23 protein-coding genes and 1 pseudogene are annotated in these 23,401 nt (G+C 63.7%); 16 read left to right on the top strand and 8 right to left on the bottom strand.

Features of this window, described 5'->3' with window-relative positions:
• Positions 1-39: 39 nt before the first annotated feature.
• The 7 genes from MOX02_RS32345 (at position 40) to MOX02_RS22890 (ending at position 5,629) form a co-directional block, all read left to right on the top strand.
• On the top strand, positions 40-594 hold the full coding sequence (locus MOX02_RS32345) for a hypothetical protein (RefSeq protein ID WP_238179930.1): 555 nt from the start codon (positions 40-42) through the stop codon (positions 592-594).
• A gap of 940 nt (positions 595-1,534) precedes the next feature.
• Entirely contained in the window at positions 1,535-1,864 is a 330-nt protein-coding gene (locus MOX02_RS22915) for a hypothetical protein (protein WP_147028147.1), read from the top strand.
• A 186-nt stretch (positions 1,865-2,050) separates the two neighbouring features.
• Positions 2,051-2,344: a hypothetical protein gene (locus MOX02_RS22910; RefSeq protein ID WP_147028146.1), complete on the top strand. Its 294-nt coding sequence runs from the start codon at positions 2,051-2,053 to the stop codon at positions 2,342-2,344.
• Positions 2,345-2,466: 122 nt separating this feature from the next.
• Positions 2,467-3,951, top strand: coding sequence for a YfjI family protein (locus MOX02_RS22905; protein WP_170267965.1), 1,485 nt, complete (start codon positions 2,467-2,469; stop codon positions 3,949-3,951).
• Between the two features lie 2 nt (positions 3,952-3,953).
• The gene (locus MOX02_RS22900; RefSeq protein WP_147028144.1) at positions 3,954-4,697 is read left to right on the top strand and encodes a hypothetical protein; all 744 of its coding nucleotides are present in this window, start codon (positions 3,954-3,956) and stop codon (positions 4,695-4,697) included.
• A gap of 66 nt (positions 4,698-4,763) precedes the next feature.
• Positions 4,764-5,189, top strand: coding sequence for a DUF5681 domain-containing protein (locus MOX02_RS22895; RefSeq protein ID WP_147028143.1), 426 nt, complete (start codon positions 4,764-4,766; stop codon positions 5,187-5,189).
• Positions 5,186-5,629 (top strand): hypothetical protein, encoded by a 444-nt coding sequence (locus MOX02_RS22890; RefSeq protein WP_147028142.1) that lies wholly within the window; start codon positions 5,186-5,188, stop codon positions 5,627-5,629. The genes MOX02_RS22895 and MOX02_RS22890 overlap by 4 nt, the downstream gene beginning before the upstream one ends.
• Here the strand turns inward: MOX02_RS22890 and MOX02_RS22885 are convergent.
• On the bottom strand, positions 5,626-5,880 hold the full coding sequence (locus MOX02_RS22885) for a hypothetical protein (RefSeq protein ID WP_147028141.1): 255 nt from the start codon (positions 5,878-5,880) through the stop codon (positions 5,626-5,628). The two genes, MOX02_RS22890 and MOX02_RS22885, sit on opposite strands and share 4 nt — an antisense overlap.
• A gap of 221 nt (positions 5,881-6,101) precedes the next feature.
• Between MOX02_RS22885 and MOX02_RS22880 the strand changes: the two genes are divergently transcribed.
• Together MOX02_RS22880 and MOX02_RS22875 are read left to right on the top strand one after the other, a co-directional pair.
• Positions 6,102-6,311, top strand: coding sequence for a hypothetical protein (locus MOX02_RS22880; protein WP_147028140.1), 210 nt, complete (start codon positions 6,102-6,104; stop codon positions 6,309-6,311).
• Between the two features lie 21 nt (positions 6,312-6,332).
• Positions 6,333-6,581 (top strand): hypothetical protein, encoded by a 249-nt coding sequence (locus MOX02_RS22875; protein WP_147028139.1) that lies wholly within the window; start codon positions 6,333-6,335, stop codon positions 6,579-6,581.
• Positions 6,582-6,586: 5 nt separating this feature from the next.
• Here the strand turns inward: MOX02_RS22875 and MOX02_RS22870 are convergent, their stop codons facing one another.
• The 5 genes from MOX02_RS22870 to MOX02_RS32725 form a co-directional block, all read right to left on the bottom strand.
• Positions 6,587-7,528 carry a site-specific integrase gene (locus tag MOX02_RS22870; RefSeq protein WP_238179931.1) on the bottom strand — a complete coding sequence of 314 codons (942 nt, stop codon included), beginning with the start codon at positions 7,526-7,528 and terminating at the stop codon, positions 6,587-6,589.
• Between the two features lie 10 nt (positions 7,529-7,538).
• A complete protein-coding gene (locus tag MOX02_RS22865) occupies positions 7,539-7,778 on the bottom strand; it encodes a hypothetical protein (protein WP_238179932.1) in 240 nt (79 codons plus the stop codon).
• 280 nt (positions 7,779-8,058) lie between these two features.
• Positions 8,059-8,694: a recombinase family protein gene (locus MOX02_RS22860; protein ID WP_147028137.1), complete on the bottom strand. Its 636-nt coding sequence runs from the start codon at positions 8,692-8,694 to the stop codon at positions 8,059-8,061.
• 398 nt (positions 8,695-9,092) lie between these two features.
• Positions 9,093-9,722: a response regulator transcription factor gene (locus MOX02_RS22855; protein WP_147028136.1), complete on the bottom strand. Its 630-nt coding sequence runs from the start codon at positions 9,720-9,722 to the stop codon at positions 9,093-9,095.
• 175 nt (positions 9,723-9,897) lie between these two features.
• The gene (locus MOX02_RS32725; protein ID WP_147028135.1) at positions 9,898-16,926 is read right to left on the bottom strand and encodes a peroxidase family protein; all 7,029 of its coding nucleotides are present in this window, start codon (positions 16,924-16,926) and stop codon (positions 9,898-9,900) included.
• Between the two features lie 213 nt (positions 16,927-17,139).
• On the opposite strand from MOX02_RS32725, the gene MOX02_RS32995 reads away from it, so the two are divergent.
• The 4 genes and pseudogenes from MOX02_RS32995 to MOX02_RS22830 all read left to right on the top strand — a co-directional run bounded on the left by MOX02_RS32995 (position 17,140) and on the right by MOX02_RS22830 (position 18,978).
• A complete protein-coding gene (locus tag MOX02_RS32995; RefSeq protein ID WP_147028134.1) occupies positions 17,140-17,355 on the top strand; it encodes a helix-turn-helix domain-containing protein in 216 nt (71 codons plus the stop codon).
• Between the two features lie 124 nt (positions 17,356-17,479).
• Positions 17,480-18,154, top strand: a complete 675-nt coding sequence (locus MOX02_RS22840; protein WP_147028133.1) for a nucleotide-binding protein — start codon at positions 17,480-17,482, stop codon at positions 18,152-18,154.
• 2 nt (positions 18,155-18,156) lie between these two features.
• Complete coding sequence (locus tag MOX02_RS22835) at positions 18,157-18,417, top strand: hypothetical protein (RefSeq protein ID WP_147028132.1); 261 nt, start codon at positions 18,157-18,159, stop codon at positions 18,415-18,417.
• Between the two features lie 134 nt (positions 18,418-18,551).
• Positions 18,552-18,978: pseudogene (locus tag MOX02_RS22830) on the top strand (hypothetical protein).
• 474 nt (positions 18,979-19,452) lie between these two features.
• Here the strand turns inward: MOX02_RS22830 and MOX02_RS22825 are convergent.
• Positions 19,453-19,713, bottom strand: a complete 261-nt coding sequence (locus MOX02_RS22825) for a hypothetical protein (RefSeq protein WP_147028131.1) — start codon at positions 19,711-19,713, stop codon at positions 19,453-19,455.
• Positions 19,714-20,405: 692 nt separating this feature from the next.
• Between MOX02_RS22825 and MOX02_RS31470 the strand changes: the two genes are divergently transcribed.
• The 3 genes from MOX02_RS31470 to MOX02_RS22820 all read left to right on the top strand — a co-directional run bounded on the left by MOX02_RS31470 (position 20,406) and on the right by MOX02_RS22820 (position 22,247).
• On the top strand, positions 20,406-20,549 hold the full coding sequence (locus tag MOX02_RS31470; protein WP_170267963.1) for a hypothetical protein: 144 nt from the start codon (positions 20,406-20,408) through the stop codon (positions 20,547-20,549).
• A 568-nt stretch (positions 20,550-21,117) separates the two neighbouring features.
• Positions 21,118-21,291, top strand: coding sequence for a hypothetical protein (locus MOX02_RS31465; RefSeq protein ID WP_170267962.1), 174 nt, complete (start codon positions 21,118-21,120; stop codon positions 21,289-21,291).
• Positions 21,292-21,605: 314 nt separating this feature from the next.
• Positions 21,606-22,247 (top strand): hypothetical protein, encoded by a 642-nt coding sequence (locus MOX02_RS22820; protein WP_306424536.1) that lies wholly within the window; start codon positions 21,606-21,608, stop codon positions 22,245-22,247.
• Positions 22,248-22,366: 119 nt separating this feature from the next.
• Here the strand turns inward: MOX02_RS22820 and MOX02_RS22815 are convergent, their stop codons facing one another.
• The gene (locus tag MOX02_RS22815; protein WP_170267961.1) at positions 22,367-23,068 is read right to left on the bottom strand and encodes a Crp/Fnr family transcriptional regulator; all 702 of its coding nucleotides are present in this window, start codon (positions 23,066-23,068) and stop codon (positions 22,367-22,369) included.
• Positions 23,069-23,401 lie beyond the last annotated feature (333 nt).

The following is a 23,401-nucleotide window of genomic DNA, read 5'->3' as shown; positions in this document are numbered from 1 at the left end:
CCGCGTTACTATTGGCTCGGTTCACCTGGAGGGGCCAGCATGCCCGATACGCCCATCGTTCCCGCCCCATCCGAAAAGCCTTACCTCCCGCACGAGTGGATTGATGTCGCCGAGCTCGCGGCAAAAAACCTCGGCTTGAGCAGGACGCTCGCCGAGCTGAGCCCGGAGCACTGGCAGCTTGTCCTAGCAAGTGTCACGGATCGGATGCGGCTTCGTGGTGCGTCGCTCCCAGTTGGTTGGCGGCGCACCCTCGCACGCCAGGTCGGGCGCTCGACAGGAGAGCAGGCAGCCGCGCACGTCGTGGCGCTACGCGCGAAGCGGGAGGAGATTGCGGCACACGTCGCCCAGGAACTCGGGCTCGGAGAGTTGGCCACACTCAACCCGACAGACCGAGCCACGGTCGATCAGCAAACCGATGAAACCATCGAGGCGTGCAGCCCCGACGCACCCGTGCCGGCCGAGTGCTCGGATGCGGATCGGACTATGCGCCGGCTGCTTGCCGAGCATCGCGCCCTAAAGGAACTGAAGCCTGACGAAGCTGATGCGCACTTGGCGCAGAAGGGCGAGGTGTTCGCCCGAGAAGGTGATGCCTGAACTCACTCTCCAGCCTCGCTTGCTAACCTCGGAAAGCCTCCACGTTGGACCTTCGACCGGCTTCTCTGGCTTGGAGGCTCCTTCGCTGTGGGGCTCTGGGTCGACGTCAGGACCGTGCTATGTTGAGGCGGGTCGTTAGCATGGACGGCCCGCGCCCACTCGGCGGGTGGCGCGTAACAGCCGAGAGCCGGCGGCCCCGATCGCACCGGGGCGCGGCCGGCGCCTGTTTCGTCATGGGCCTCCAGGTCCCATCTCACTGACGGGCCGACATCACATCACCGGCTTCATCCTCGCCCATCAGCGGTCGACGATCGACTTCGCGCCCGAGCGGCCCCTCTCTCGCGCGACACACTAACCGCAAGGCTATCATCACGTTTGGCAATCAGCCGAAGCAGCGCCAGCCCTCGCAAGGTGGCTGGCGCTGCGAGAGGCGCGCCAAGTTTCGCTCGTCGAGCGGCGCGTTGGCGCCCGGGGTTCGCCATGTATCTGCGACCGGTCGCCCGGACGTTCGAAGCAATAATCGCGAAAATCGCGAAATTAGGGATAGCTTACGACGCTCCGACAGTCCGACGCTTCGAAGAGTCGTTGCTTGTGAAACTGGAAAACATCGGTCGACGGAATCGCAAGATCGTGTTGATATTTCTGTTCTAGCGGGAAAGGCGCTCGACTTCGTGGGAGGCGCGCGCTAATGCTGATTCTGCGACAAGCACGACTAGACCCGCCGTGCAAAGGGCCGGCCAGCCCTTCAACACAGTCGGGTCCGCAAGTCGCAACTGTCCCACGGGGTGCAATCCAGGGACAGAATGTTGTCAAATGAACGCCGAGAGGCGTGCGTTCTTATTGCATATCACCACTGGCGACACAACGCTCCTAGAGGGCGGAACTGGTGCGTGTGCACAGGGAACGCTCGCCTGACGGCGGAGATACAAGGACCTCCACCATGCCATCGGGCCTTCAATCTTGCCTTTCGAGCATCACCGCTCCCGCTCCTAATCTGCCCATCGATCGCTTCGAGTTCATCAGCGTCCGCGAGGGCATGAAGCTCACCGGGCTTGGCCGGTGGGCGTTCATGGCGCTCGTCAACGAGCATGGCATCGGCCGGAAGCTCGGCGGGCGCGGGCGCTGGCGCGTAAATCGGATTGCCCTGCAGCTCCTGCTCGATGGCCGGGACGATCTGCTCGAGGCTTTCCGAGCCGGCGAGCGCGCGCATCCTGAGATCTTGGAAGCCTACCGCGCCCTGCGGGTCCCCGCGCCGTCCGAGCGGGACTGAGATCATGCCGAAGATCGGAGAAAAGGCGTCTGGTACCTACCCGACGCATCGGGAAGTTGCGCCCGCTGAGCAGGCATATTTTCCCGAAAATCAACTCATCTGCATCATCAGCCGACGGTTCGGACTTTCGGTCTCGCTCGCTTCGGTTGTGTGCCGCCTAGCCGGCCTGGGTCGGGAGGGCAGCCGATGAATGCGCCCGTCCAAATTCAGCAGCTCGCAGCTGCCTCTTTTGGCGACACAGACATGGTTCGCCACGACCTGTACGGCGCCTTGCATATCATGCGCTGCCGCGTCGAGAGCGCGATGCTGGGCATCGAGTCGGGTGACGACTTCGACGTCTTGCGCTCGATGAAGCACCTCGCTGCCCACCTGAATTACGGTCTGGAGCTCGTGGCTTTGATCGAGGCGGAGAAGGCCCGGGATCGTGAGCGCAGGCAGGCGGCCGATCGGCGCCAGCCCAGGGGAGGGCGGGCGACATGAAAGCGAGACACTTCGAGGCAGGGCTCGCGGCAATCGATCAAGCGAGATCCCGAGCGCGACCGATTGAGCGCCGAAGTTTTGAGGAGCGAGAGTCCAGCCGCCCTTCACCGAGACGCGGGTTCGTGCCCGTTGTCATCGAGCGTGATCGCCTAGAGATCGCGCCGGCTCTTGGTTCCGAGACGGTGTTCCCGGTGGAATATCTGCCGCCCGTCATGCGGGCGGCCGTCGAGGCGCTTGAGTACCACGTTCAAGCGCCTCGCTCCCTGTGCGCGCACTCGATCCTGAGCGCCGCGATGCTGGCCTGCCAAGGATTGGCCGACGTCGATGTCAGGGCGTTACCGCAGCCGAGGCCGCTCAGCCTGTTCATGCTGGTGATCGCGGTAAGTGGCGAGCGTAAGTCCGCATGCGACGATCTCGCTCTGCATGCGATCTCGCAGCACGAGGCGCAGATGCGGCTCGAACATGCCGAAGCCGAACGAGAGTACCGCATCGCTCAGACGGCGTACGAAGCCGAGAAAAAGCACATCGAGCGCGACACGAAGCTCGGCCTTGAAGAGCGGACCCAGAAGCTCCGTGACCTACGCGAGCCTGTCGAGCCTCTTCTGCCCGTCATCCGCGCCAAGGAACCCAACCTCGAAGGACTCCTGAACGTCCTCCAGCGGGGTAGGGCCTCCATCGGCATCTTCACCAGCGAAGGCGGCCAATTCCTCGGCGGCCACGGCATGGGCGAGGAAGCTAAGACGCGGACCATTACTGGCTTGTCGGAGCTATGGGATGCGGGATCGGCGCAGCGCGTGCGGGCTCGGGAGACGTTGTTCCTGACCGGTCGCCGCGTCGGGATCAGCCTTGCGGCGCAGCCGAAGGTCGCCTCCGCGCTTCTCGGCGACGAACTGGCGCGCGACCAGGGCTTCGTCGGCCGCTTCCTCGTCACCATGCCCGACAGCACCATTGGCACGCGCCAGGTGCGTGAGACCGAGCCGAGGACTGACGCGCGGCTATCAGCCTTCTACCGGCAGTGCCGGCGGCTGCTGAACCATCCGCTGCCGCTAGGCGATGGCACACGTAACGAGCTCCATCCGCCCGTCATTGGTCTCACCCCGGAGGCATGGAAAGTCTGGCAAGGGCTGGCTCAGAACGTCGAGCAGGAATGCGGAGCCGGCGGGCGATGGTTGCCCGTTCGCTCGGCCGCCCTGAAGCTTGCCGAAAACGTCGCCCGCATCGCTGGCATCCTGGCGCTCTTTGAGGATCCCGAACTCGCCGTGCGCGAGGGCGAGATCACCGGCGAGACGATGGCTGCGGCGTGCGCCGTAGGGTTGTTCTACCTCCAGGAGGCATTGCGCCTCACAGGCCATGCGGTTCTGGATCCAGAGACCCGGGCCCTGAACGAACTTTCGGAATGGCTATGCGAAAAGTATGGGGCCGGCGCGATCGTGCCGCCAAGCACAATCCAGCGGCTCGCCCCAGCGCATTTGCGAACCGATGCTGAGACCCTGCGGAGCCGTCTCGAGAGGCTGACCGAGTTTGGCGCCATCGAGCCGGCCGGTCGGCAGCAGATCGACGATAAGTGGTTCCGCGAGACCTACCGCATCGTCGGCGAGGAGGGCTGAGCATGTCGCATCGGCCACTCTTCGACCCCTTCCAAGCCCTCGCGGAGGCCCGCCGGGAGCATCCGAGCCAACTTTCGCAGAAACTTTCGCAGATGCCTGCGAAAGATATTCTTGAGCAAGGCCAACGCCTTAACTCAAGTTTCGCAACTTTCGCAGCTTTCGCAGGAGGCTCGGATGGTTCCGAGAGCATTCGCGGCCTTCCATATAAAGAAAGAAAGAAAGATTTTTCTTTTAATATCAAAGATATAGGCGAACCCACCTCTCGGAAAACAGCCCGCCTCTGCGAAAGTTCGGCGGCGCGCAGGTACACCCCTGCGAAAGTTGCGGAAGCTGCGAAAAGAACCCTAATACACTCAAAAGAAACAGCTTTTCGCGATACGGCCTCTGCGAAAATTTCGGGCTGCTTGCTGCGAAAGTGGCACGACGGGCTCGCAGTCCTGTCCCCAGAGCGCGTTCCATGCCCCGGGTACAGCCCAGCCGACTGGGCGACGGTGTTCGGAAACGCCCTCGCCTTCCTCGACACGTTCGGAGAGCAGGCTGATGCGCTGGGCTGGTCTACCGCTGACCTGTTCGGCGTCCATCACACTGCCGGCATCATCCGAGTGGACTGCTGCGGCGCTCTCGTCCTGACCGTCGGCGGTCCGGTCCGCTTCATCACGGCCGACGAGATCCGGTTCCGTACTCTGACCTATCGCCGGAAACCGGGCCAACCGCAGGGCGTGGCGATCTGGGAGTTTGGGCGATGATCGCCGCCGCAGAACGCCGGAGCCCACCGCAACCTGTTTTCGGCCAGTTATTTCAGGAGATCAGCCGTGGCGAAGCCCGGTACGTTTAGGAAGGGGGCGAGCGGCAATCCCGCCGGCCGCCCGAAAGGCTCACGCCACAAGGCGACGCTTGCAGTCGAGGCCCTGCTGGAGGGCGAGGCCGAAGCGTTGACCCGCAAGGCGGTCGAGATGGCATTGGATGGCGACACGGTCGCGATGCGCCTGTGCCTGGACCGGATCGCGCCGGCCCGTAAGGACCGCCCCATCACCTTCGCTCTGCCGGCGATTGAGACGGCCTCGGACCTGACGAAGGCCACGAACGCGCTGCTGCAGGCTGTCGCCGCCGGCGATCTCACCCCCTCCGAGGCATCGGAGCTCGGCAAGATTGTCGATGCTCACACCCACGCTGTCGAAGTGACCGACATTGCGGAGCGCCTCGCCCTCTTGGAACAGGCCGCTGGAGGGAAGCGATGACATCGAAGCTCAAGGATCGCCTCAGCCGCCTTGAGAGAGCCAGGACTGGAACCTCGTCTGCCGAGGTGCCGGGGAGCGTCATCTCAGTTCTGGCGAGGGTTCTGGCCTTCGGTAGCGGCGACTATCAACGGGGCACCTCTGACTGCCTCAGCGACGCGTTCGCGCGCGCCCTCGGCTTTGTCGACCGGGCCGACCTGGACCGCAGGCTCGCCGAGGATGACTCCATCTGGGAGCCCCGAGTCACGCGAGCTTGGGCCGCCATGTTCGCCAAACACGGCTTGGATGGCGACGCCGTCACAGATGAGGACAAATTTGCTCTGATCGCCCGGATCACCCGCGGATCGTCATGGGGGCCAAACGACGCAATGAGCATCGAAACCGACCTCCTTGCAGTGCGGCAGTATTTCGGACTGCCGCCAGAGGAGGCGAGGGCACCTTAGGTGTCCTGATGCCCGGGCGGCGTCAGGTTCCCGCCGGGCGTGGTCGGCGCCGTCAGATGGAAGTGCTTGCGGTCGCCCGTGACGGCCTCCGCAAGCCCGTCGATGGCGTCCACGATGCCGCTGGCGGCCACGTAGACCGGCGAGTGGATCGGGGCGCGGGACAGGACGCGAATGCACTCCTTCCGCCAGCCCTCGGCCCGGTCGAGGAAATCGCGCTGTTCGGGGGCGACGAAGATACGGTTGGGTCCCAAGCTGCATGCTCCGCTGTCGAGAGCAGCAGGTGGAACAAAGATCGAACGCGGCAAGTCCGATACGAACGCACAACCCATTACGATCCTGTGACGCGCCGCACGCGTTCACGGCTTACGTTCCGATTGTGCGGTAGCGGCGGGCAACCGTTCGTTCTTGATCTGAGTTGAGGCGCCCAACGTTGCGCTGGCCTGAGCGCAACCAGCGAAGCTGGGAGCGCGCGTTGGACAACAAGGATCGCATCACGATTGTCGGGATTGCTCGCCTCGAAGGCATCGAGGTGATCGACGGCGGCGATACCTTAGGTGTCCGCCTCCGAGGCGCCAATGAGCGGGAAATCACGCTCCTCGTGCCACAACAGGTTGCCGCCGATCTCCAAGCCAACCTAAACGTTAGTCTGCAAGAAGCGCAGGATCGTCGTCGGGCAAGGTGATCCTCCGAACAGGATTGCGCCATGAGTGAGGATCGCCGGGCCTTGGCCACCAGCCTGATCGAGGCGATCCTCGAAGACGAGTTGACCGCCAGCAACTTCGCTCAAGCGGCTTGGAGGATTGAAGCCGCGCGATCGAGCCGGGACGCTGAGGCTACGCGCTGGCTTGCCCGCTACCACCGGGTCAAGGCCCTCGAAAACCGGGGCAGGCTGGCCGCCCTGGGCACGGAAACCGGCTGGGACTTCTTCAACACGGTTAAGCCGGGCCCATAGACGCACTACAGAAAGCCACTACCGGAGTGGTCCTTGAAGGCGTTGGCCCGGCGGATGTAGCCGACGACCGTCCGAGGGTCCCGGTGTCCGCTCTGATCCATGATGCGGGCGAGGTCCGCGCCCCGCTCGGCCGCCGTCGTGATGTAGCCGGCCCGCAGCGAGTGCGCCCCGAAGGTCGAGGCGTCGAGGCCGGCGGCCTTCGCGTAGCCCTTCACGATCTCGGCGATGCTGCGGTCGGTCAGGCGCTCGGCGCCGCGGACCCGTCCCGACCGTGAGACCGGCCGGAAGATCGGACCTTCCGTGATGCCCGCGGCCTCCAGCCACTCGCGGACGAGGGCGACCGGCCGGATGAACCTGCCGTGCGGGATCGCCTTCTCGATGCCCCGGCCTTCCTGGTCGGTCTTTGAGCGGCGGACAGAGACGCGGAGCCCGTCCTTATCCTCCTGCAGGTCCTCGACGTTCAGGGCGGCGAGCTCGGAGCGCCGGAAGGCGCCCGCGAAGCCCAGCGCCAGCAAGGCGCGATCCCGCTTGCCCGCGAGGGTTTCGGGCACCCGCATCAGCATGGCGGCGAGCACGTCGGCGGTCGCAGCGGCCTTCTGCGTGGGCTTCACGCCCGTTCGGCGCCGGATGCCCTTCACGGTCGCGTGCACGCCCTCGTCGTCGGTCGGGTCGGGAGCGCCGACGAGCTTGTGTGCATACCGGATCGCGGCGAGCCGCCGGCCGATGGTCGAGGCCGCCCGGCCGGCCTCTGCCTCATGCACGAGGAAGGCGGCGACGGCCTCGGGGCTTGCTGGCATCGAGCGGAAGCCGAACCGAACGCACCAGGCCGTGAACGCTGCGGCGTCGGCCTTGTAGGCCCGCACGGTCCCGTCCGCCTTGCTGGCGCGCTGGTACGCCTGGACGAGCGCCGCTGCCTCGGCCGGCAGGATCTCCCGGGGCTCAGGCACGATCACAAGCTCACGCATGGGAGCGGCCCGCATGTTCGGCGAGCTTCCGCTGCCATCCGTCCGGCAATGCCAGCCCGTGCAAACGCATCCGCGCCTCTGTGTTCGTGAGCACGAGCTGCCAGTGCTCTGGGGTCAGCTCGTTCAGCGTCTCACCCATCCCGAGATTGCGCGCCGTGAGCCGCGCAATCCCGATGCATTTCAACAGCCATCCCGGTGATTGATCTGAACTATCGTTGTCGGCGTCGCGCATAGGGGTAGCCTCTCAACGAAACTTCCGGGAACAACCTTTATCGGAAGTCTCACGCCGAACTCCCGCGGAGCCTCACGCCCGGCTTCCCGCCGTTGCTGAACTCGATCCCCGCCTCAGCCGGCGCGCGCTCGATTGCGGCGAGGGCCGACACCTTCGGATCGGCATTCCCCGCCCGATGTTGTTCAGCCCCGTTTTCGAGATCTCGGCCCGTTCGGCGAGATCCGCTGAACAGGACTCGGGCGGCACCGATGTAGGCTGGCGTCAGCATGCGACGAGCCCGTTACGCTGCCCAGCGCGCGAGCGCGGCTTCAGCCTCCGCAGGATCACGCCAGATCCGATAGACTGTCTGCCGCGTCAGGCCCGTGGCCTTCGCAACAGCCGAAACTCCAGTGCCCTCAGCCAGAAGGCTGCGCACCGTCGCGAGCTGCGCACGAGTGAAGCTCGGTTTGCGGCCCCGATAGGCATCCTCGCGTGCTCTGGCGTGCTCGATGCCGGCCCGCTGCGCCTCCTTGGTAGCTTCCGCCTGGGCTTGGCTCATCGCTGCCATGAAGCTGATCAGCGCGTCGCGCACCGCCTGCTGCATCGGGTCCTTGGTGGCGCCGTCAAACGTCAGGCCGTTGATGACGGTCCGGACGATCACGCCGCGGCGCATGAACTCGCGGAGGGTGTCGCAGACGTCGCCGTAGTTGCGGCCGAGGCGGTCAACCCAGCGCACGACCAGCACATCGCCGCGGCGGAGCATGTCGAAGAGCCGGCGCCCTTGCGGGCGCTCTGCCAGGGAGGTGGAAAGGCCGGACACGCCGTCATCGGCCACAACGTGATTGATCTGGAACCCGGCTGCCTCGGCCTGTGTGCGCTGGTGAGCGGCGGTCTGCTCGCTGGTGGAGACGCGCGCGTACAGGATGGTCTGTGACATGCCGGGACTCTGTCCGCTGATGCGGTGTCCGCATACAAGCATGTACGTTGATCAGGATCAACCCTAACGGACGCGCTTTTTGTCCATCGCCGCTCTGTCCGCTGCGGTATACCCCAAGGGACAAGTTGAGATATGCGCCAGCCGCATAATCCTGCTGGTCGAGATCCTCTCATTGGGCAAAATCGCCCCATGCACGCGATTTATCGATTAGGCGCCCACCCCGGGGCGCCGCGCCCGCGCCTTACGCCAGATGGCCGACTCCATAGGCTCTGATCCGCAACCGCATCGCGGCCCTGCCATTGACGGTCCTTTCGCCCTGCCGATCGCACCCTCTGTTACTCTAGCTCAAAATGACAGTCAGGCTAGGTCAAACCTGATCATGGGGCTGCGATTTATCTCTAGTAATGAATAAAATCGGCACGTTTCAGCGCACCTAATTTTCTATATATGGCAACATTATGCGACTTTATCGCAGCTTCTGAGACGTTAAATTTCCGCGCTATCTCTTTATTGGTCAGTCCACTACGCAGAAGGAAAAACACTTCTTGTTGTTTACGAGAAAGAAGTTTTGAAGCATCTTCAGGGTTTTTATTTGCACTTTCTTCTTTGACGATCCCTGCATTGGCGATCGAAGCTGGTACATACACTTGACCTTTGCAGACTGTCAAAACTGCCCGATCAAATTCGGCAGGATCAAGAAGTGTTGGGATATATCCGTGCATGCCAGCTTGCACTGCGGCTAGAACATGTCGTTGGCGATCGCTATCTGCGATAATAACGAGACGTATGTGTCCGTAAAGTACTCTAATTGTTCTCAGATCGTTCAATTGTCTTATTGTCGGCTCCTCTAAGCGAAAGAAAATGGCCGACAGATTTCTCTTGTTTTTCAATTTATTCATCGCAGAGAGGATCGATTCGTACTCAACAATCTCCTGACACGCACAATGATCATGAAGAATTTTTCGAAGCCTGTTTAGGTGTCGATCTGATGTTTTGGCGACAATGGCAAAGCTCGAATGAGTACACATTGTCACATTCTCCGACGGAGGTAGTACAAGTACCGACTTCGATTGATCTGGTCGAGGAAAGCTTTAGGATGGTGCACGCGAAAGGTAAGATTTCCCTTTCGCGATGAAAGCAGGGAGTGGCCAGCTCTCGCCGCTCACTCCCTACCTCGAGCTTACCTATGAGCCGTCAGTCAGATCAGACGAGGTGCCAGCCCTCTTCGATCTGCGAGATCAGGCAGCTCTGAGCTTCCTGGCTGAGAGCAATACCTGTCGCCACCGAGGCGCGGGAGGCTCCGTTCTCGAGAGCCGCAGTCCAGCTTTCCAAGCCCTCGTCCTCCGCGTCGCGGCCGAGGGCGTTCTTATAGAGCATGTCGACGAAGTCTTCGTTCGAGAGCTCCACGTACTTCGTCTTGTACTCCATCGAGTCGAGGAAGCTCTGTGCCGCGGCGGTGTCGGACAGGCCCGCCTTCATTGCGGATGTCCAAGCCACGAGGCCCTCAGCGTCGGGCGCTCGGTCGAGGAGGCCGTAGTAGAGCCGCGCCGCGTCGCTCGCGTCCTTGTCGGCCGTGAACACGCCGTACTCGAAGACCGGCTGCAGTCCGTCGAGGTTCTCCCCCGAGAAGGCGAAGCCGAGCGCCACGTCGGCACGCGACATCCCGTTCTCAAGCGCGTCGACCCAGGCGTCGACACCCGCATCCTCGCCCTCCCGGCCGAGCGCCGTGTGGTAGAGGCTCTCGACGAAGGCGCGGTCGTCCTCCATGCCGTGATGCCCCTTGCCCTCGTCCGAGCCGAGGAAGCCCTCGGCCATGTCGTGCAGGGACATTCCGGTGGCGCGCGCCTCCGTCCAGTACTGCTGGCCGCCGACGTCGCAGGCCCGGTCGAACATGGCGTCGTAGAGGGCGTAGACCTCGCCCGCGGCACTGTGCGCGTCGTGGCTCACGTTGCCGAAGTGCTCGCGGTGGTGTGCCATCGATCCGTAATCAGGATCGTTGGTGCCGGGCTGCTCCGTACCCGGGTTGTGCGTCACTGGGCCGGAGTTTTCACCACGCGTGTAGGTGACGCTGTGTCCGCCGCCAGACATCGTGGTGGTGCCATCCGCGTTCTCGACGATCGCGCACTCTGCGGGCGTGAGGCCCGTCGGCAGCTCGATCACGTCCTGAGGGCGAAGCGCGCCGAGGACAGTGTCGTGGCCGCCGTTCGAGGTGAACACGATCCGGTGCGCCGACTGAAGCGATGAGATGTCGACCGTGTCGTCGCCGTCGGAGCCGTTGATCGTGATCGTATTGAAGTTCAGGCTGGTCGGGTTGAAGTTGCCGACCGCCAGCACCGTGTCGTTGCCGGCACCGGTGTTGATCGTGATCTCCTCGATATCGGTGAGTTCGGAGATGATGTTGTTCGCCGTCACCGCACCGTTCACACCGTTGGTGTTGCGGGTGACGATGATCTCAGCCGTGCCGGCAGCCGCGTAGATGCCGGCCGCGACTGCGTCCGCCTTGGCATAGACCCGGAAGACCTCCGCGCCGATCGAGCCGTTGACGACGAACCTGTCGCCTCCCGCGCCTTCCGTTCCGCCGTTGACCACGTCGCGGCCGTCGGGCGTGAGCCCGAAGAGGCTCGCGTTCCAGGTGATCACGTCGTCGCCGTCGCCGCCGTTGACGGTGTCATTGCCGGTACCTCCCGCGAGCGAGTCGTTTCCAGCGTCGCCGTTCAGCGTGTCATTGCCCGTACCGCCGTCGAGCGTGTCATTACCGGCCCCGCCCAGGAGGGTGTCGTTGCCGCCGTTGCCGTCGAGCGTGTCGTCGCCAGCGTCGCCGCTGAGGGTGTCGCCAGCAGCCGCATTGCCGCCTGTGAGCACGTTGTTCAGCGTGTTGCCGGTGCCGGAGAAGGCGGCGTTCCCGGTATAAGTCAGGTTCTCGACATTCGTCCCGAGCGTGTAACTCGCGAGTGCCGTCCGCACTGTGTCGGTGCCCGACGATCCGGCCGTGGTCTCGTCGACCACGTCGCCCGCGACATCGACCACATAGGTGTCGTTGTCCGCGCCGCCCCGCATGATGTCGGCGCCTGCGCCACCGTCGAGCGTGTCGTTGCCCGCGCCGCCCAAGAGCGTGTCGGCCTCGGTGCCGCCGTTCAGCGTGTCGTTGCCCGCGCCACCATCGAGCGTGTCCGCTCCGGCACCGCCGGTGAGCACGTTCGCCACCGCGTTGCCCGTGATCGTGTCGGCATTGTTCGTGCCGGTGACGTTCTCGATCCCGGCAATCGAGGCAAAGCCCGAGGCCGTACCTGTTGCGAGGTTGACGGTCACAGCCGAGCTTGTGGCCGAGTAGACCAAGCCGTCGCCGGCTCCCGCTCCGAGATCGGCGCGGACCTGCTCGATGTCGGTGTTGATCGGCCCACCGCCCTCGATCTGGGTGATCCGGGTTCCGAAGACGATGTTCAGGTCCTCGTTTCCGGCGCCCGTGTCGACGATCAAGAGCGTGTCGAGATCCGCGCCGCCCGAGAGCGTATCGGCCCCGTCACCCGTGCCGTCGATGTCGATGATGATCGTGTCGTCGCCGGCCCCGCCATTGACGATGTCGTTGCCGTCGCCACCCGTAAGGGTGTCGTTGCCGTCGCCGCCGGCAAGAGTGTCGTTTCCGGCTCCGCCGTTGATGATGTCGTTCCCATCCGACCCGTTCAGGGTGTCGTTGTTGCCCCGGCCGTTGATCAGGTTCGGCCCGGTCGAGCCGGTGATCGTGTCACCGGCCGTGTTGCTTCCGACCCGAGCCGTGATGTTCGAAGTCAGGCTCTCGGCAAAACCGGACTGGTCGGTGTAGCGCCCGATCACCTGGAAGAAGCGGGTGTCGCCGCCGTTGCCGATGGTCAAGTTCGGATTGGCCGTCGGCCCGCCGAAGTTCGTCCAGCCGGTGAGCCCGTCAGTCGAGACCTGCCACTGGAACGAGAAGGTGCCGAGGCCGTTCGGATCGGCGATGCCGGCCGTGTTGGCGGTGAGCACGTTCTCCGAGCCGGTGATGGTCAGCTGGCCCGTCGGCGGCCGGTTGACGATCAGGACGTCCCGGTCGGAGAACCGGAGCGTCTCGATGTTCCAGAGCTTGTCGGTGCCCTCGTCGCCGTCCGTCGCGTCGGTGTCGGTCACCGTCCAGCTGCCGTCAATGTTCTTGCCGAAGGTGTAGCCGGCCCGGACGCCGGCGTAGACCGCGACGTCGTTTGCGGCATCCGTCGGATCCCCGTCGAGGATCTCTCGCACCATCTCGAGTTGGCCAGGATTGAGCGTGCGATCGAGCATCAAGGCGGAGAGCGCCTTGCCGCCGAAGAGCACGTTGCCGGCGAGGTCGGTCACGACAGACGACATGCTCTCGGCCGTCATGGTCGGCGTGCCGCTGCGGCTCTTGTCCGCATAGAGCGCGATCCGGACGTTCAGCCAGGAGTCGCCGTCGATGATGTCGTTGCCGGCCCGTCCGCGGATGGTGTCGCTGCCGCCGCCGCCGAGAAGGATGTTCGCACCGGTGCTCGTGTTCAGGATGATGCCGGGATGGGTCACCCCGAACTCGTCGACGTCGCTGTCGTCGATGCCGTTGAGGAGCGCCGCGAGGCCATGGATCCGGGCAACCCCCTCCACGGTGAGCGCGCTGTCGAAGATCGTGCCGCCGATGACCTCTGCACCGCCGGCACCAACCGCGCCGATCGGCGCATCGGACCCCTTCAGGTCATCGTCGAACTTCCAGCCCGACAGGCCTTCGGTCGAGTCGAAGCGGTCACGCAGCGTCAGGTCCTGCTGCTGATCAAACCCGGCCACGGCCGGGATGCCAGCCGCCACGATGCCGAGCGCGAGGTCGGAGCGAGCCGCGTTCGGGTCGAACTTGTGGATGCCCCAGTCGAAGCCGAGCATCCCGTTGTTGCGCTGGATGCCGGCGCCCTCGAACATGATGTCGTCACCGGACTCGCCGTCATAGTCGGTGTCGTTGTTCTGGCCGTTCAGGATGTCGTGGCCGATGATGGTCGAGTTGAAGAAGAGCTGCGAGTTCTCGCCCGAGAGCGAGTCGAACCCGTCGCCTCCCTCGATCCAGTCGTCACCCTCATTGCCCATGAGGTTCTCGTTGCCGTTTCCGCCCATGACGAAGTCGTTGTCGCGGCCGGCGAACACCTCCGAGCCATCGAGCCCGGCCATGATGAAGTCCTGGCCCTCGCCGCCGAAGAGGACGTTGAGGCCGGCGCCGACGCTGATCACGTCGTTGCCTGCATCACCGCGCAGGAAGTTGTCGCCGAACGGGTCGACGATGATGTCATCACCGTCACCGCCGAAGACCTGATCGGATTCGGTCTGGGCGTTGAGGTAGTCGTCGCCGCCGTCACCCCAGAGGGTGTCGATACCGCGATCGCCGATCAGCGTGTCGTTACCCTCGGTGCCACCGAGAACGACGTGCTCGCCGCCCGAAAAGCGGATGTAGCCGCCATCCGCCTGACCGTCGCCGTTGACGTCGACACCGGGCGCATGCCGGGTGACCTTCGGGTCGATCGCCTCGAGGACCGCGTTGGCCTGGACCGGATCGATGTCGATCTGCTTCGTCTGGTCGATCTCAAGCGTCAGGTCGGGCGTATCGAAGAGGTTGCCGGCCACGTGCGAGGAGGTCGTGTCGCCGAGATCGGAGTTGCGCATGGCGAGCGCCGAGAAGGTGTTCGCCTCGAGTTCGTTCAGGAGGTTCAGGCCCTGCAGGCGGCTGAGGTAGTAGAGCCGATCGCCGTTCTGGAGGTTCTCCAGCTGGCTCTCGAAGACGTAGTTGAACGTCGAGCCCAGCATGCCGCCGAATTCGGTCTTGCGCTCCGCAAGCCCGCCGATCCAGAGGTCGACGAGGTTGAGGCCGGACTCGTGACCAGCCCATTCACCGGTCGAGTTGAGGAAGTCGAGCCGATCGCTGACCGCGGCACCATCGATCACGCGGTCATCGGCCGTGGTGGTCGGATCGCCAAGAATGGTTTCCCGGCTCCCGATGACGAGGGCGAGCGCCACCGCGCGCTTACCCTCGATCGTGGTCTCGGCCTGGAGCAGCGGATGCGTGCCGTAGGCCGCAATGAAGTTCACGATCGAGAGCGGGTTCTTGAGGTTCTGGGCGAGCGCCAGCCAGTTGTCGTAAGGCTTCAGGTCGATGTTGCCGGTGTCCTCGTAGAACTGCGCCCTGGCGACGTTGAAGGCCGGCACCCCGGTTTCGCGGCCACGGGCGAGGTTGAGTGCCGCGAGGTCGAGCGGCAGGCCGAGAAGATTGTTGCGCAGCGAGTTCACCACGAACTCGTCGATCTCGTTACCGGCCTGGCGCGACATGCCGCGCACGATCGCGCCGGTCGCCTCGGCTGCGGTGAGGCCGCTCGCGGTGAACGCCTGCGGGTTGAGGAAGGCGTCGAAGAGCTCGATGTCGCTCGCGTTCATGTTCACGTCGAGCCGGTCGATCTTGTCGGTCAGCATCGAGTGGCCGAACCGGTAGACGACGTGCGCGAACTCGGCCGTGATCGCCGGATCGATGTCGGGCGTATTCGTGAACACGAACGGGTTCACCGCCGGCTGGACCTTGCGGGCGAACTCCTCGAAGACGAGGTGCTGGTACTGCATCTCGGTCACGAACTTCGCGGCCTGGAACAGGCGCTCGCCATCCCAGACGAGCTTGGACGTGTCGGCCGGAACGGAGGTGACGTCGGTCAGGAGCCACTCGTTCAGGAACGAGACGTCGCCGTTTGCCGCGGAGGCGAGGATCGTCTGCTTGTTCGCTTCGACAAGCCGGTTGTGCTCGGAATGGAAGATCGTGTGGACCGCGGTGAGGCCGATATTCTCGTTGCCGCGGCCGTCGCCGGTCACGAAATGCGAATTCAGCATCTCGTCGTCGTAGGTGAGCGGATCGCCGTCGTCTCCGACGCCCGGATCGGAGTCGGCCATCTGTTTAACCGCGGGCGTCGCTGGATTGTGGTCGTGGTCGACCATCACCGGCTCGGCGTGGTGCGCGATGTCGTTCAGGAAGGCGTGCCCGGTACGAAAGGCATTCGCCGGCACGGAGATGCCCTCAGCCGTCCCTTCGACGAAGCCGGTAGACGTCGCGATCTGGGCGTAGCCGTTCGGTCCGGGGATGAAGTTGCCGTAGGCGTCCGTGCGCAGAAGCGGCACGTCGAGGACATCATAATCATCGAGCTTGATGCCGAGCATCCGGAGCGCTTGAGCCTTCGTATCGGCCCAGGTCGCAATGCTGCCATTGGCACCGTCGAGGAGGCGTCCGGTCGAAACGGCGTGCGAGTCGTTGACCCCGTCGCCGTCAGAGTCGACGGAGAACGCGTATTCGCGCAGGAACACCTGGTGCGACGCGTGCGAGGTGTAGGTCTGGTTCTGATCGATCCACGGCGTCGTCGTGTTGATCGTCTCGTGGTTCGTGTCGTCCGCCGTGCCCATCACGCCATCCGCGCCGGGGCCCGCAACGGGGGTCGAGCGCGTCAGCGCCATGAAATTCGTGTGGCTGCCCTCGACGTAGAGCGGATCGTCCGGCTGCAGCGGGATGTAGACCGTCCCGTTGTTGCCCTTCGTGATGAGATCGAGGCCGTGGTCGAAGAACTGGCCGAAGAAGGTCATCCAGCCGTTGAACTGCGGCGAGAGGCCGATGTCCGGCGACTGGTTCGGGATCACCGACAGGTCTTCGTTGGTGAGCGCGACCTCGTTCGGTCCGAGCGTCTCACCGGGCTTCGGCGGTGCGACCGCCGTCTTGCCGGGATGCGCCGCCTCCCAGGCCGCAACCGCGAGCGGATTGCCGAACCAGGCGGCGATCGCGGCCGGGTTGTTCACCGACATGTCGACGATGAGGTTTGAGATGATGCGGGGATCCGCATCCGCCACATTGCCCGTGTGGCCGCCGTTCACCGTCGGCGCTGACGGCGCGCCGACCGAGCCGTAATCGGTGTTGGTGACGGCCATGCCGGGCCCGAACGGCATCGTGTCGCCGTCCTGATCGTTCAGGAAGTTCGGATCGAGCAGGCGCGGCAGGATCTGGTCGGCGGCGCCGACGAACTGGCCACCGGGCAGGAGGTTGTTGTTCGATCCGTCGACGTGGCGCAGGCCCCAGGGCAGGATAGCAGCATTCGGTCCGATGATCTGCTGCAATGTTTCGCCGGCGGTCTCCCGCTCAGCGATCACGATCTGCTTCAGGATATAGGCGAGGTCGTCCTGGTTGACCGTAAAATTCGGGTTCTGGGTGGCCATGATTATTCCCCCCGCGCAATTTTGGATTGCTTGCGAAGCGAGAGCGACTGCCGCTCTTCACGCCACGTCAGTAAACACTTTTTTAATCCCGCCGATAGAGAAAATATTTGCGTAGAACTATATGTCTATCTGTAATTAGTTATGGTACTAGTCCTAGGCTATAGTTGTATTAGCCGGTTAAATCTAGAAACTTGTTGAATCGTTAGATCCCTGATGCGTGAGCACATAGCGGCCGGGCTAATCAGGACCCCTCGAAAGGGACGGGTCGGCGGGCGGCTCCGTAGGATCACGGCGAAGGACGTGGCGGCAGCTCGAACCCTGCTCGCTGATGGAAGTCTCACCTCGAAGGCGGTGGCCGCCGGGTTCGGGATCTCCAAGGCCACGCTTTACAGGCATTTGGGCGGAAGAAGTGCCCCTGACATTGCCTGAGGCCAGATCCTCTCTGTCTGGGCCGCCATCAGCACCAGCGAATGTCCGTTGGATGTTAACCAGATCGTAACCGTATCTGCAGAAGATATCCTCCACATACCTTCCGCATACCGGGAGCAGATCCATGATCACCGTCGTGGGCGGGACCAAGGGCGGCTCGGGTAAGTCCACCGTCGCCACCAACCTCGCCATCATGCTGGCTGCCGCCGGCAAGGACGTCCTCCTGGTCGACGCCGATGACCAGGAGACCTCGACCGACTTCACGAACCTGCGCGAGAGCACGAGGGCGGGAGGGGCCGGCTACACCTGCATCGCTCTGACCGGCCCGGCCGTCCGGTCGGGGGTGCAGCGCCTCGCGCCGAAGCACGAGCACGTCGTCATCGACACGGGCGGCCGCGATACGGTGAGCCAGCGCGCGGCCCTGTCGGTCTGCGACACCTACCTCGTCCCGTTCGCGCCTCGGTCCTTCGACGTGTGGACGCTCGATAAGGTCGCCGAGTTGGTCGAGGAAGCCCGGCTCGTGAACCCGGACTTCCGCGCCCTCGCCTTCATCAACCGCGCCGATGCGCGTGGCGGTGAGAATGCGGAAGCGGCCGAGCTGATCAGAGCCAAGCCCGGCCTCGAATTCGTGCCTGTGGCGCTCGGCACCCGAAAGGCCTTTGCGCACGCCGCTGCGGCCGGCCTCTCCGTGACCGAGTTGAGGCCGCAGGACCTGAAGGCGTCGGAGGAGATCGACGCCTTGTTCGGGCATCTCTTCGATATGCCTCAGATATCCGCAGCACATCCGGTGGCAGCCTGACCATGGCCCTCATAGCCAAGCCCGCACGCCCGGCTCAGACCTCGGTCGATGCCATCGAGGCGTTCATCAGCAAGGGCGGCTCCGTCGCCTCGGAGGCACTCGCCGAGAAACCCGCGAAGGCGCCGCAGCACCCGCTCAAGTTCCCGCCGGGCGACCTGTTCGATCGACTGGAGCGCGCCCGCGAGGCCAGCGCGGTCAAGCTGCCGCGGAACACCTGGATCCTGCAGGCGATCGCCGAGAAGCTGGAACGGGACGGCGTTTAGAGATCGTCCGGGCATCCGCTCGATCTCCGGCAGAGATGCTGGGATATCCTCCGGACATCGATTGGAACTCCGTGGCTCGCAGCGCATGCGGGTGCCACCAACCTTGGCTGATCCGCACTGAGCCGGAGATCCGGATGCCGATCCGTCGCGAGCACCGCTTCTTCTATCCCATCGACTGGCCCCAGCTTTCCGCCACGATCCGCTTCCGCAGAGCGGGCGGCTGCTGTGAGGGCTGCGGCCGGCCGCATGGGCAGAGCATTCCTCACCTGGGCGATGGCCGCTGGTGGGACGCCTCCGCGGGCGCGTGGCGGGACGGGCGAGGCAGGGCACTTCGGGCGCTCCCCACCTCCGAGGAGGTCGCCGGGGTCCGCCTGACGAAGGTCGTGCTGGCGACCGCCCACCGGGACCACGACACCAGCAACAACGCAGACGCGAACCTCGCCGCCTTCTGCCAGCGCTGCCACATGCTGCACGACCGGCCTGAACATCAGCGGCGACGGCTGGCTCACGCTGTTCAGGCGGAAAGCCCTTGGTGACCTGTTTCGCGGGCCCTACGGCTAGGCAGTCGCCCAGCTCAGCGGAGGTGACCGAGCTGGAGGGCTCGGTGCGCGAGCACCCGGTCGAGCTCGCGCAGGACGGTGCATTTGACGCGTCGTTCATGGGAACGCTTCATCGGAGCCTCCTAACCGACGGTCCCCTGGCGCCGTTGCCGGTTGTGACGGGCTCGGTGCCGGTCAGAGGACGAGATCAGGCAGCCCGGCTTGCCGAGCGCATGAACCGGGGATGGCGAACTACGGCCGCCGGAACCGGCTGGCGTGTGGCCGGAACTGCCGGAACCCAGATCCGGACCTGGGTGCCGGCGCGGGGATCGAACACCGTGAGGACCATGATCGACTCCTGTTCATGCATCGTGGCGTGAGGATCGTACGTCCCTTAGGCACCTGCCGTGACGGGGCTCACACTCTCGGGGGGCATCGGGCGCCCCCCCGCGGGACGCAGGCCGTCGCGGGCTCGAGAGGAGCAGCGTCAACGGCCTCAATTGTGCGAAGGGTGGCGCAGCATCCCGCTATCGTCGGCGAACGGCCCCGGGGCGGGAGCGATCCGGACCGGCTTACCCGGGCGCGCCGGCTGAACCGAGCGGCCAGCTTCCGGACCGTAGATCGTGTAGTGGGGCGTGACGCCATTCAGCGTCACCGCGCTGCCCTGTCCTTCGGGGTGCAGGATCGACTGTGTCCAGGCCTGGGCCGAGGAGGCGAAGGCAACGACGACGGTGCCGGCAAGAAGAAGGCTGCGCATGATCTTGATCCGCTCTGTAGTGAAGCGCGGAAACCACTTCCTTGCTTCTGGATCAGATCATCGTCGCGGCGGGCTCGAGAAGATAATGCCGTTTGAGCATCGGGACGATGTTTGCGGTGCACCGCGAGCGTCGAGTGCTCTGTAGCGCCGCCTCCCAAGAGTAGTATGTCCGCTGGGGTATAGCTCAACGGACATGATACAAGTCGAAGGACAGGACTAGAAGCCTGATCTCGGGCTTCTGACGTTGCAGAAGGTGTCGCGACGGATCGAATTCGACTGACGCAAGTTAATGTTGTGGGGCTTAACATCGAGGCGCATCATGCTTGCACTAGCGATTGAGCCCGCCGAGGTCGAAGCTCTGGCGCAGCGAGCGTGTGTCACAATCGAAGAGAGTCTCGGGCGTTTAGGTGGCGATAGTGCTGCGTTCTGGCAGGCTGTCTCGCTACTCTACCGGCGCGGGTTGCCTAGCTCGGCTCTAGAGGCAGAGTCTGAGTCCTTGGATACCGTCGCATAGCCGAGCTTGGTTTCCTTTAGATGGTTCGCATGATGCCGGTCTGCCTTGAACGGTCAGGCAGTGCTTTTCAGACCAGTTTTCGACCTATAAATGGCATACTCAAACTGAAACTCGTGCACCCTACGTGGTTGAACTTAAATCAGCGTCGCCAGTTATCTTCTCAGAAAAAGGAAAACTGATGACTGCACCCGTTGATAAGCCCGCGCCGGCGCTGATGAGCCGCTTCGGTATAATCGCAGCCGCCCTGTTCTTTGCGGTTCTCGTCGCTTTCACGATTTATTTGGTGGCGATCCCCTCCCCAGTTCCCCTCCAGGCACACTGAGACACGCCCAAGCTGGAACATGCCAGCGCATGGCTGGTGAGGGTTCGGCCCGCTCAAAGAAAGCCCCAGCTCGAAGCTGGGGCTGAGGTATCTCTCGTTCATCACGACACATGGAGCCTCCGGACAGCGCTCTGAAGCTCTCGCGCGGGCCGTGGAGGATGCGCCAGTAAAGACACAGAAGGAGCTGCCCGCACGGGGCGCGCAGTCGACTCTATACTCGCGGACATTGTGAGGAGAAGGGGCCGCGCGTATGCCTCAGCGTGTGCCTACGAGCCAAGCCTGTCCACAGTCGTCAGCGTACAGAAACGAGCGGATCCTAAATACCGCAAATTTAAAATCCCCTATTGTGTAAAACTACCTAGGTCTTAAGACCTAAATTAGCCTATCAAGATGGCTTCTACACAGCAGAAGACCGAAATGCACAAAAATATGTGGCGCAATACGTTGTTGATAAAATGCCCATCTTGATCTTTTGTAAACAAACTAAAATCGACAAGCTTAAATTTTTAGAATAGTTTTTCTCACGAATCAGTATAGACTACGCACTCTTCTTCAAGAGGAGCGGCACATGCGCGCGACGAGCTTGTTCGCGGCAGCCCTCGTGCTGGCCACCGGGGCGTTCTGGGCCACCATGCTGACCGACCCGCCGCACTCCACGGCGTCCGTTCAGCCCCGCATCAACATCCAGGAATTGACCATCAAGGCGCACCCAGAAGGCGGTCAGCAATACGACGCCTTCTAGATCGCGCCTTCTGTGAGCGGTCCGTTCGCACCAAGCCTGTCTTCCTGACGATCCGGAGGTAAGCCATGTCCAAGCTTGCCATGGCCGCAGCCGCGTTTGCGCTCGCGGCGGTCGCGTTCTGGTCTGTCATCCTGACCAGCCCACCCACCTCGCACGCTGCAGTCGCTCCCGTCGCCGCACAGGCAGACGGCGCAACAGCCGACCACTGCGTCCCGTTCAGCCTCTGCCCCTAGTCAGAGTAGGTGGCAGCGATCAGCGGAAAAGACATACAGGCAGCAAGGTCGTTTCGGCGGATGGCTACAGGATCGGCCCTCATGACGAACTTCTATCATCTCCTGAACTGGACGTTGAAGCGCGGCCCGCATCCCTGTCCTGGGCCGGATGGCGGCACCTGCATCAACGAGGCCGCCATCGTGGCGTGCGGCTTCCCTTATCAACCGGTGCCGGCACACACCGACATGCCGTCGTGCTTCTCGCGTCCGATCTGCCGGTTGGCGCTGTTTCTCAATGATGAAGCTAGTGGCATCGAGCGGCAGCGCCTCATCCCATTTGTCACCCGGCTTGCGTGTGCGGACACGCCGGAGATTGAGGAGAAGCGAGCCGCCTACATCCGGGCACGCCTCGATCTGGACGCTCGGCACGTGCCGCATGTGCCGATGAGTGTGGGGATCCGCATCCTCGAAGGGGCTCTGGCCATTGGCCGGCAGGCTGATCCGCTCGCGGCTGATGATGTTGCGGATCGAATGAGAGCCGCACGTGCTGGAACAGCACCTCAGGCGCCCAAGCCACGCTCCCTCCCGACCAAGCTGAAGGTGTGGCTGGGCGCCTTGAAGCCAGAGAGCGTCCTTTTACGGGCGGCTCGGCTTTCTGCGCGCATGACGGCTGTCGAGCATCCTCGACGTGGACGGCTGCTCCCGCAGAGAGAACGCCAAACAATCGAGGCTAATCTACATTAATATCTGCCGAAGAATAGGCAGCGGCATATTCTTTCGCAGCAAGCATTGTACTCAGAGAGGTAGAGCTGCACCTTGCGGTCGATGTGAACGTCGAAGAAGTAGCGCGGCACAGCTCGCTCTCACAGAACCCGCAGGTACGTTGGGTCGAACTCCGCAAGGCGCTCCAGAGCCGGCCGATTCAGCAAGCTCAACCGACCCCTGTGCCAGCGGATGAGGTTCTGGCTGCGCAGCACCTGCAACGTGCGGTTGACGTGCACGTTCGTCATGCCGGTCAGCTCGGACAGCTCCGCCTGCGTCAGGGGCAGACTGTACTCATCCTCCTCCGCCAACCCAACCGCCTGCAGCCTCTCCTGAAGCTCGCAGAACAGGTGGGCAAGGCGTTGCAGTGCCGTGCGCTGGCCGAGGCTGAGCACCCGCTCGCTGTCGACGGCTTTCTGATACAGGAGCTGGTGGAGCAGCGCCCGTGCAAGCTCAGGCTCCTGCCGCAGCGGATCGGCGACCTGTTCAAGGGGGATCTCCCCGAAGACGCAGCGGGTCAGCGCCGTGATCCCGCTATCTGCCCAGCCGCGCAGAACGGCCTCGAGATCGCACATGTCGCCCGGCACCAAGATGGCGGTGATCTGCCGCCGGCCGTTCATCAGCGTGCGATGGCGGCAGGTATAGCCGGACAGGAGGATGTGAGCGACCTGAGGCGCCTCGCCCTGCAGGATGAGATTTTGATCTGGGTCCAGGGCTCGCTCACGCACGACGGCCCGGAGTACCGGGCGAGCAGCCTGCCGCGTCAAAAGGGCTGATGATCCTGAACTCTGTCCGACGAACATAACGGGCTTGTCCCACCTCCTCGGGCCCATCAACGCGGACGGCTAATCCAGGTTACAACTGCTCCGATTGCGTTCGGTTGCGAACAATCGAGTTGCGGCCGAAGGCACTTTAGACGAGTGGCCTGGGACGCGGGCGCGCTCCGCATCTAAGACCCTTCCGGAACGGTCATGCACCCCGTGCATATTCCAGCTCGTCCGCAGGGGTATACCCCAATGGACAAGCTGAGATATGCGCAGGCCGCATAGTCTTCATTGCATGGCTGCTCTGATCGCCTAAAGCACGGCCTATCACCCCAGGTGGCTCCGGGCGCAGGTCGGCGCAACTCATTAACC

Origin of the sequence: Methylobacterium oxalidis, assembly GCF_007992195.1 — a bacterium.
GTDB lineage: Bacteria > Pseudomonadota > Alphaproteobacteria > Rhizobiales > Beijerinckiaceae > Methylobacterium > Methylobacterium oxalidis.
The sequence above is the reverse complement of the archived record's forward strand: the minus strand, read 5'-3'. Positions and strand labels throughout refer to the sequence as shown.

Excerpts from the sequence above, each read along its gene's own strand:
- MOX02_RS22900 (WP_147028144.1), top strand. The coding sequence starts at position 3,954 with ATGTCGCATCGGCCACTCTTCGACCCCTTCCAAGCCCTCGCGGAGGCC.
- MOX02_RS22840 (WP_147028133.1), top strand. The coding sequence starts at position 17,480 with ATGATCACCGTCGTGGGCGGGACCAAGGGCGGCTCGGGTAAGTCCACC.
- MOX02_RS22860 (WP_147028137.1), bottom strand. The coding sequence starts at position 8,694 with ATGTCACAGACCATCCTGTACGCGCGCGTCTCCACCAGCGAGCAGACC.
- MOX02_RS22865 (WP_238179932.1), bottom strand. The coding sequence starts at position 7,778 with ATGCGCGACGCCGACAACGATAGTTCAGATCAATCACCGGGATGGCTG.
- MOX02_RS22820 (WP_306424536.1), top strand. The coding sequence starts at position 21,606 with ATGACGAACTTCTATCATCTCCTGAACTGGACGTTGAAGCGCGGCCCG.
- MOX02_RS22855 (WP_147028136.1), bottom strand. The coding sequence starts at position 9,722 with ATGTGTACTCATTCGAGCTTTGCCATTGTCGCCAAAACATCAGATCGA.
- MOX02_RS22835 (WP_147028132.1), top strand. The coding sequence starts at position 18,157 with ATGGCCCTCATAGCCAAGCCCGCACGCCCGGCTCAGACCTCGGTCGAT.
- MOX02_RS22825 (WP_147028131.1), bottom strand. The coding sequence starts at position 19,713 with ATGCGCAGCCTTCTTCTTGCCGGCACCGTCGTCGTTGCCTTCGCCTCC.
- MOX02_RS22815 (WP_170267961.1), bottom strand. The coding sequence starts at position 23,068 with ATGTTCGTCGGACAGAGTTCAGGATCATCAGCCCTTTTGACGCGGCAG.
- MOX02_RS32345 (WP_238179930.1), top strand. The coding sequence starts at position 40 with ATGCCCGATACGCCCATCGTTCCCGCCCCATCCGAAAAGCCTTACCTC.
- MOX02_RS22875 (WP_147028139.1), top strand. The coding sequence starts at position 6,333 with ATGAGTGAGGATCGCCGGGCCTTGGCCACCAGCCTGATCGAGGCGATC.
- MOX02_RS22890 (WP_147028142.1), top strand. The coding sequence starts at position 5,186 with ATGACATCGAAGCTCAAGGATCGCCTCAGCCGCCTTGAGAGAGCCAGG.
- MOX02_RS22910 (WP_147028146.1), top strand. The coding sequence starts at position 2,051 with ATGAATGCGCCCGTCCAAATTCAGCAGCTCGCAGCTGCCTCTTTTGGC.
- MOX02_RS31470 (WP_170267963.1), top strand. The coding sequence starts at position 20,406 with ATGACTGCACCCGTTGATAAGCCCGCGCCGGCGCTGATGAGCCGCTTC.
- MOX02_RS22915 (WP_147028147.1), top strand. The coding sequence starts at position 1,535 with ATGCCATCGGGCCTTCAATCTTGCCTTTCGAGCATCACCGCTCCCGCT.
- MOX02_RS32725 (WP_147028135.1), bottom strand. The coding sequence starts at position 16,926 with ATGGCCACCCAGAACCCGAATTTTACGGTCAACCAGGACGACCTCGCC.
- MOX02_RS32995 (WP_147028134.1), top strand. The coding sequence starts at position 17,140 with ATGCGTGAGCACATAGCGGCCGGGCTAATCAGGACCCCTCGAAAGGGA.
- MOX02_RS31465 (WP_170267962.1), top strand. The coding sequence starts at position 21,118 with ATGCGCGCGACGAGCTTGTTCGCGGCAGCCCTCGTGCTGGCCACCGGG.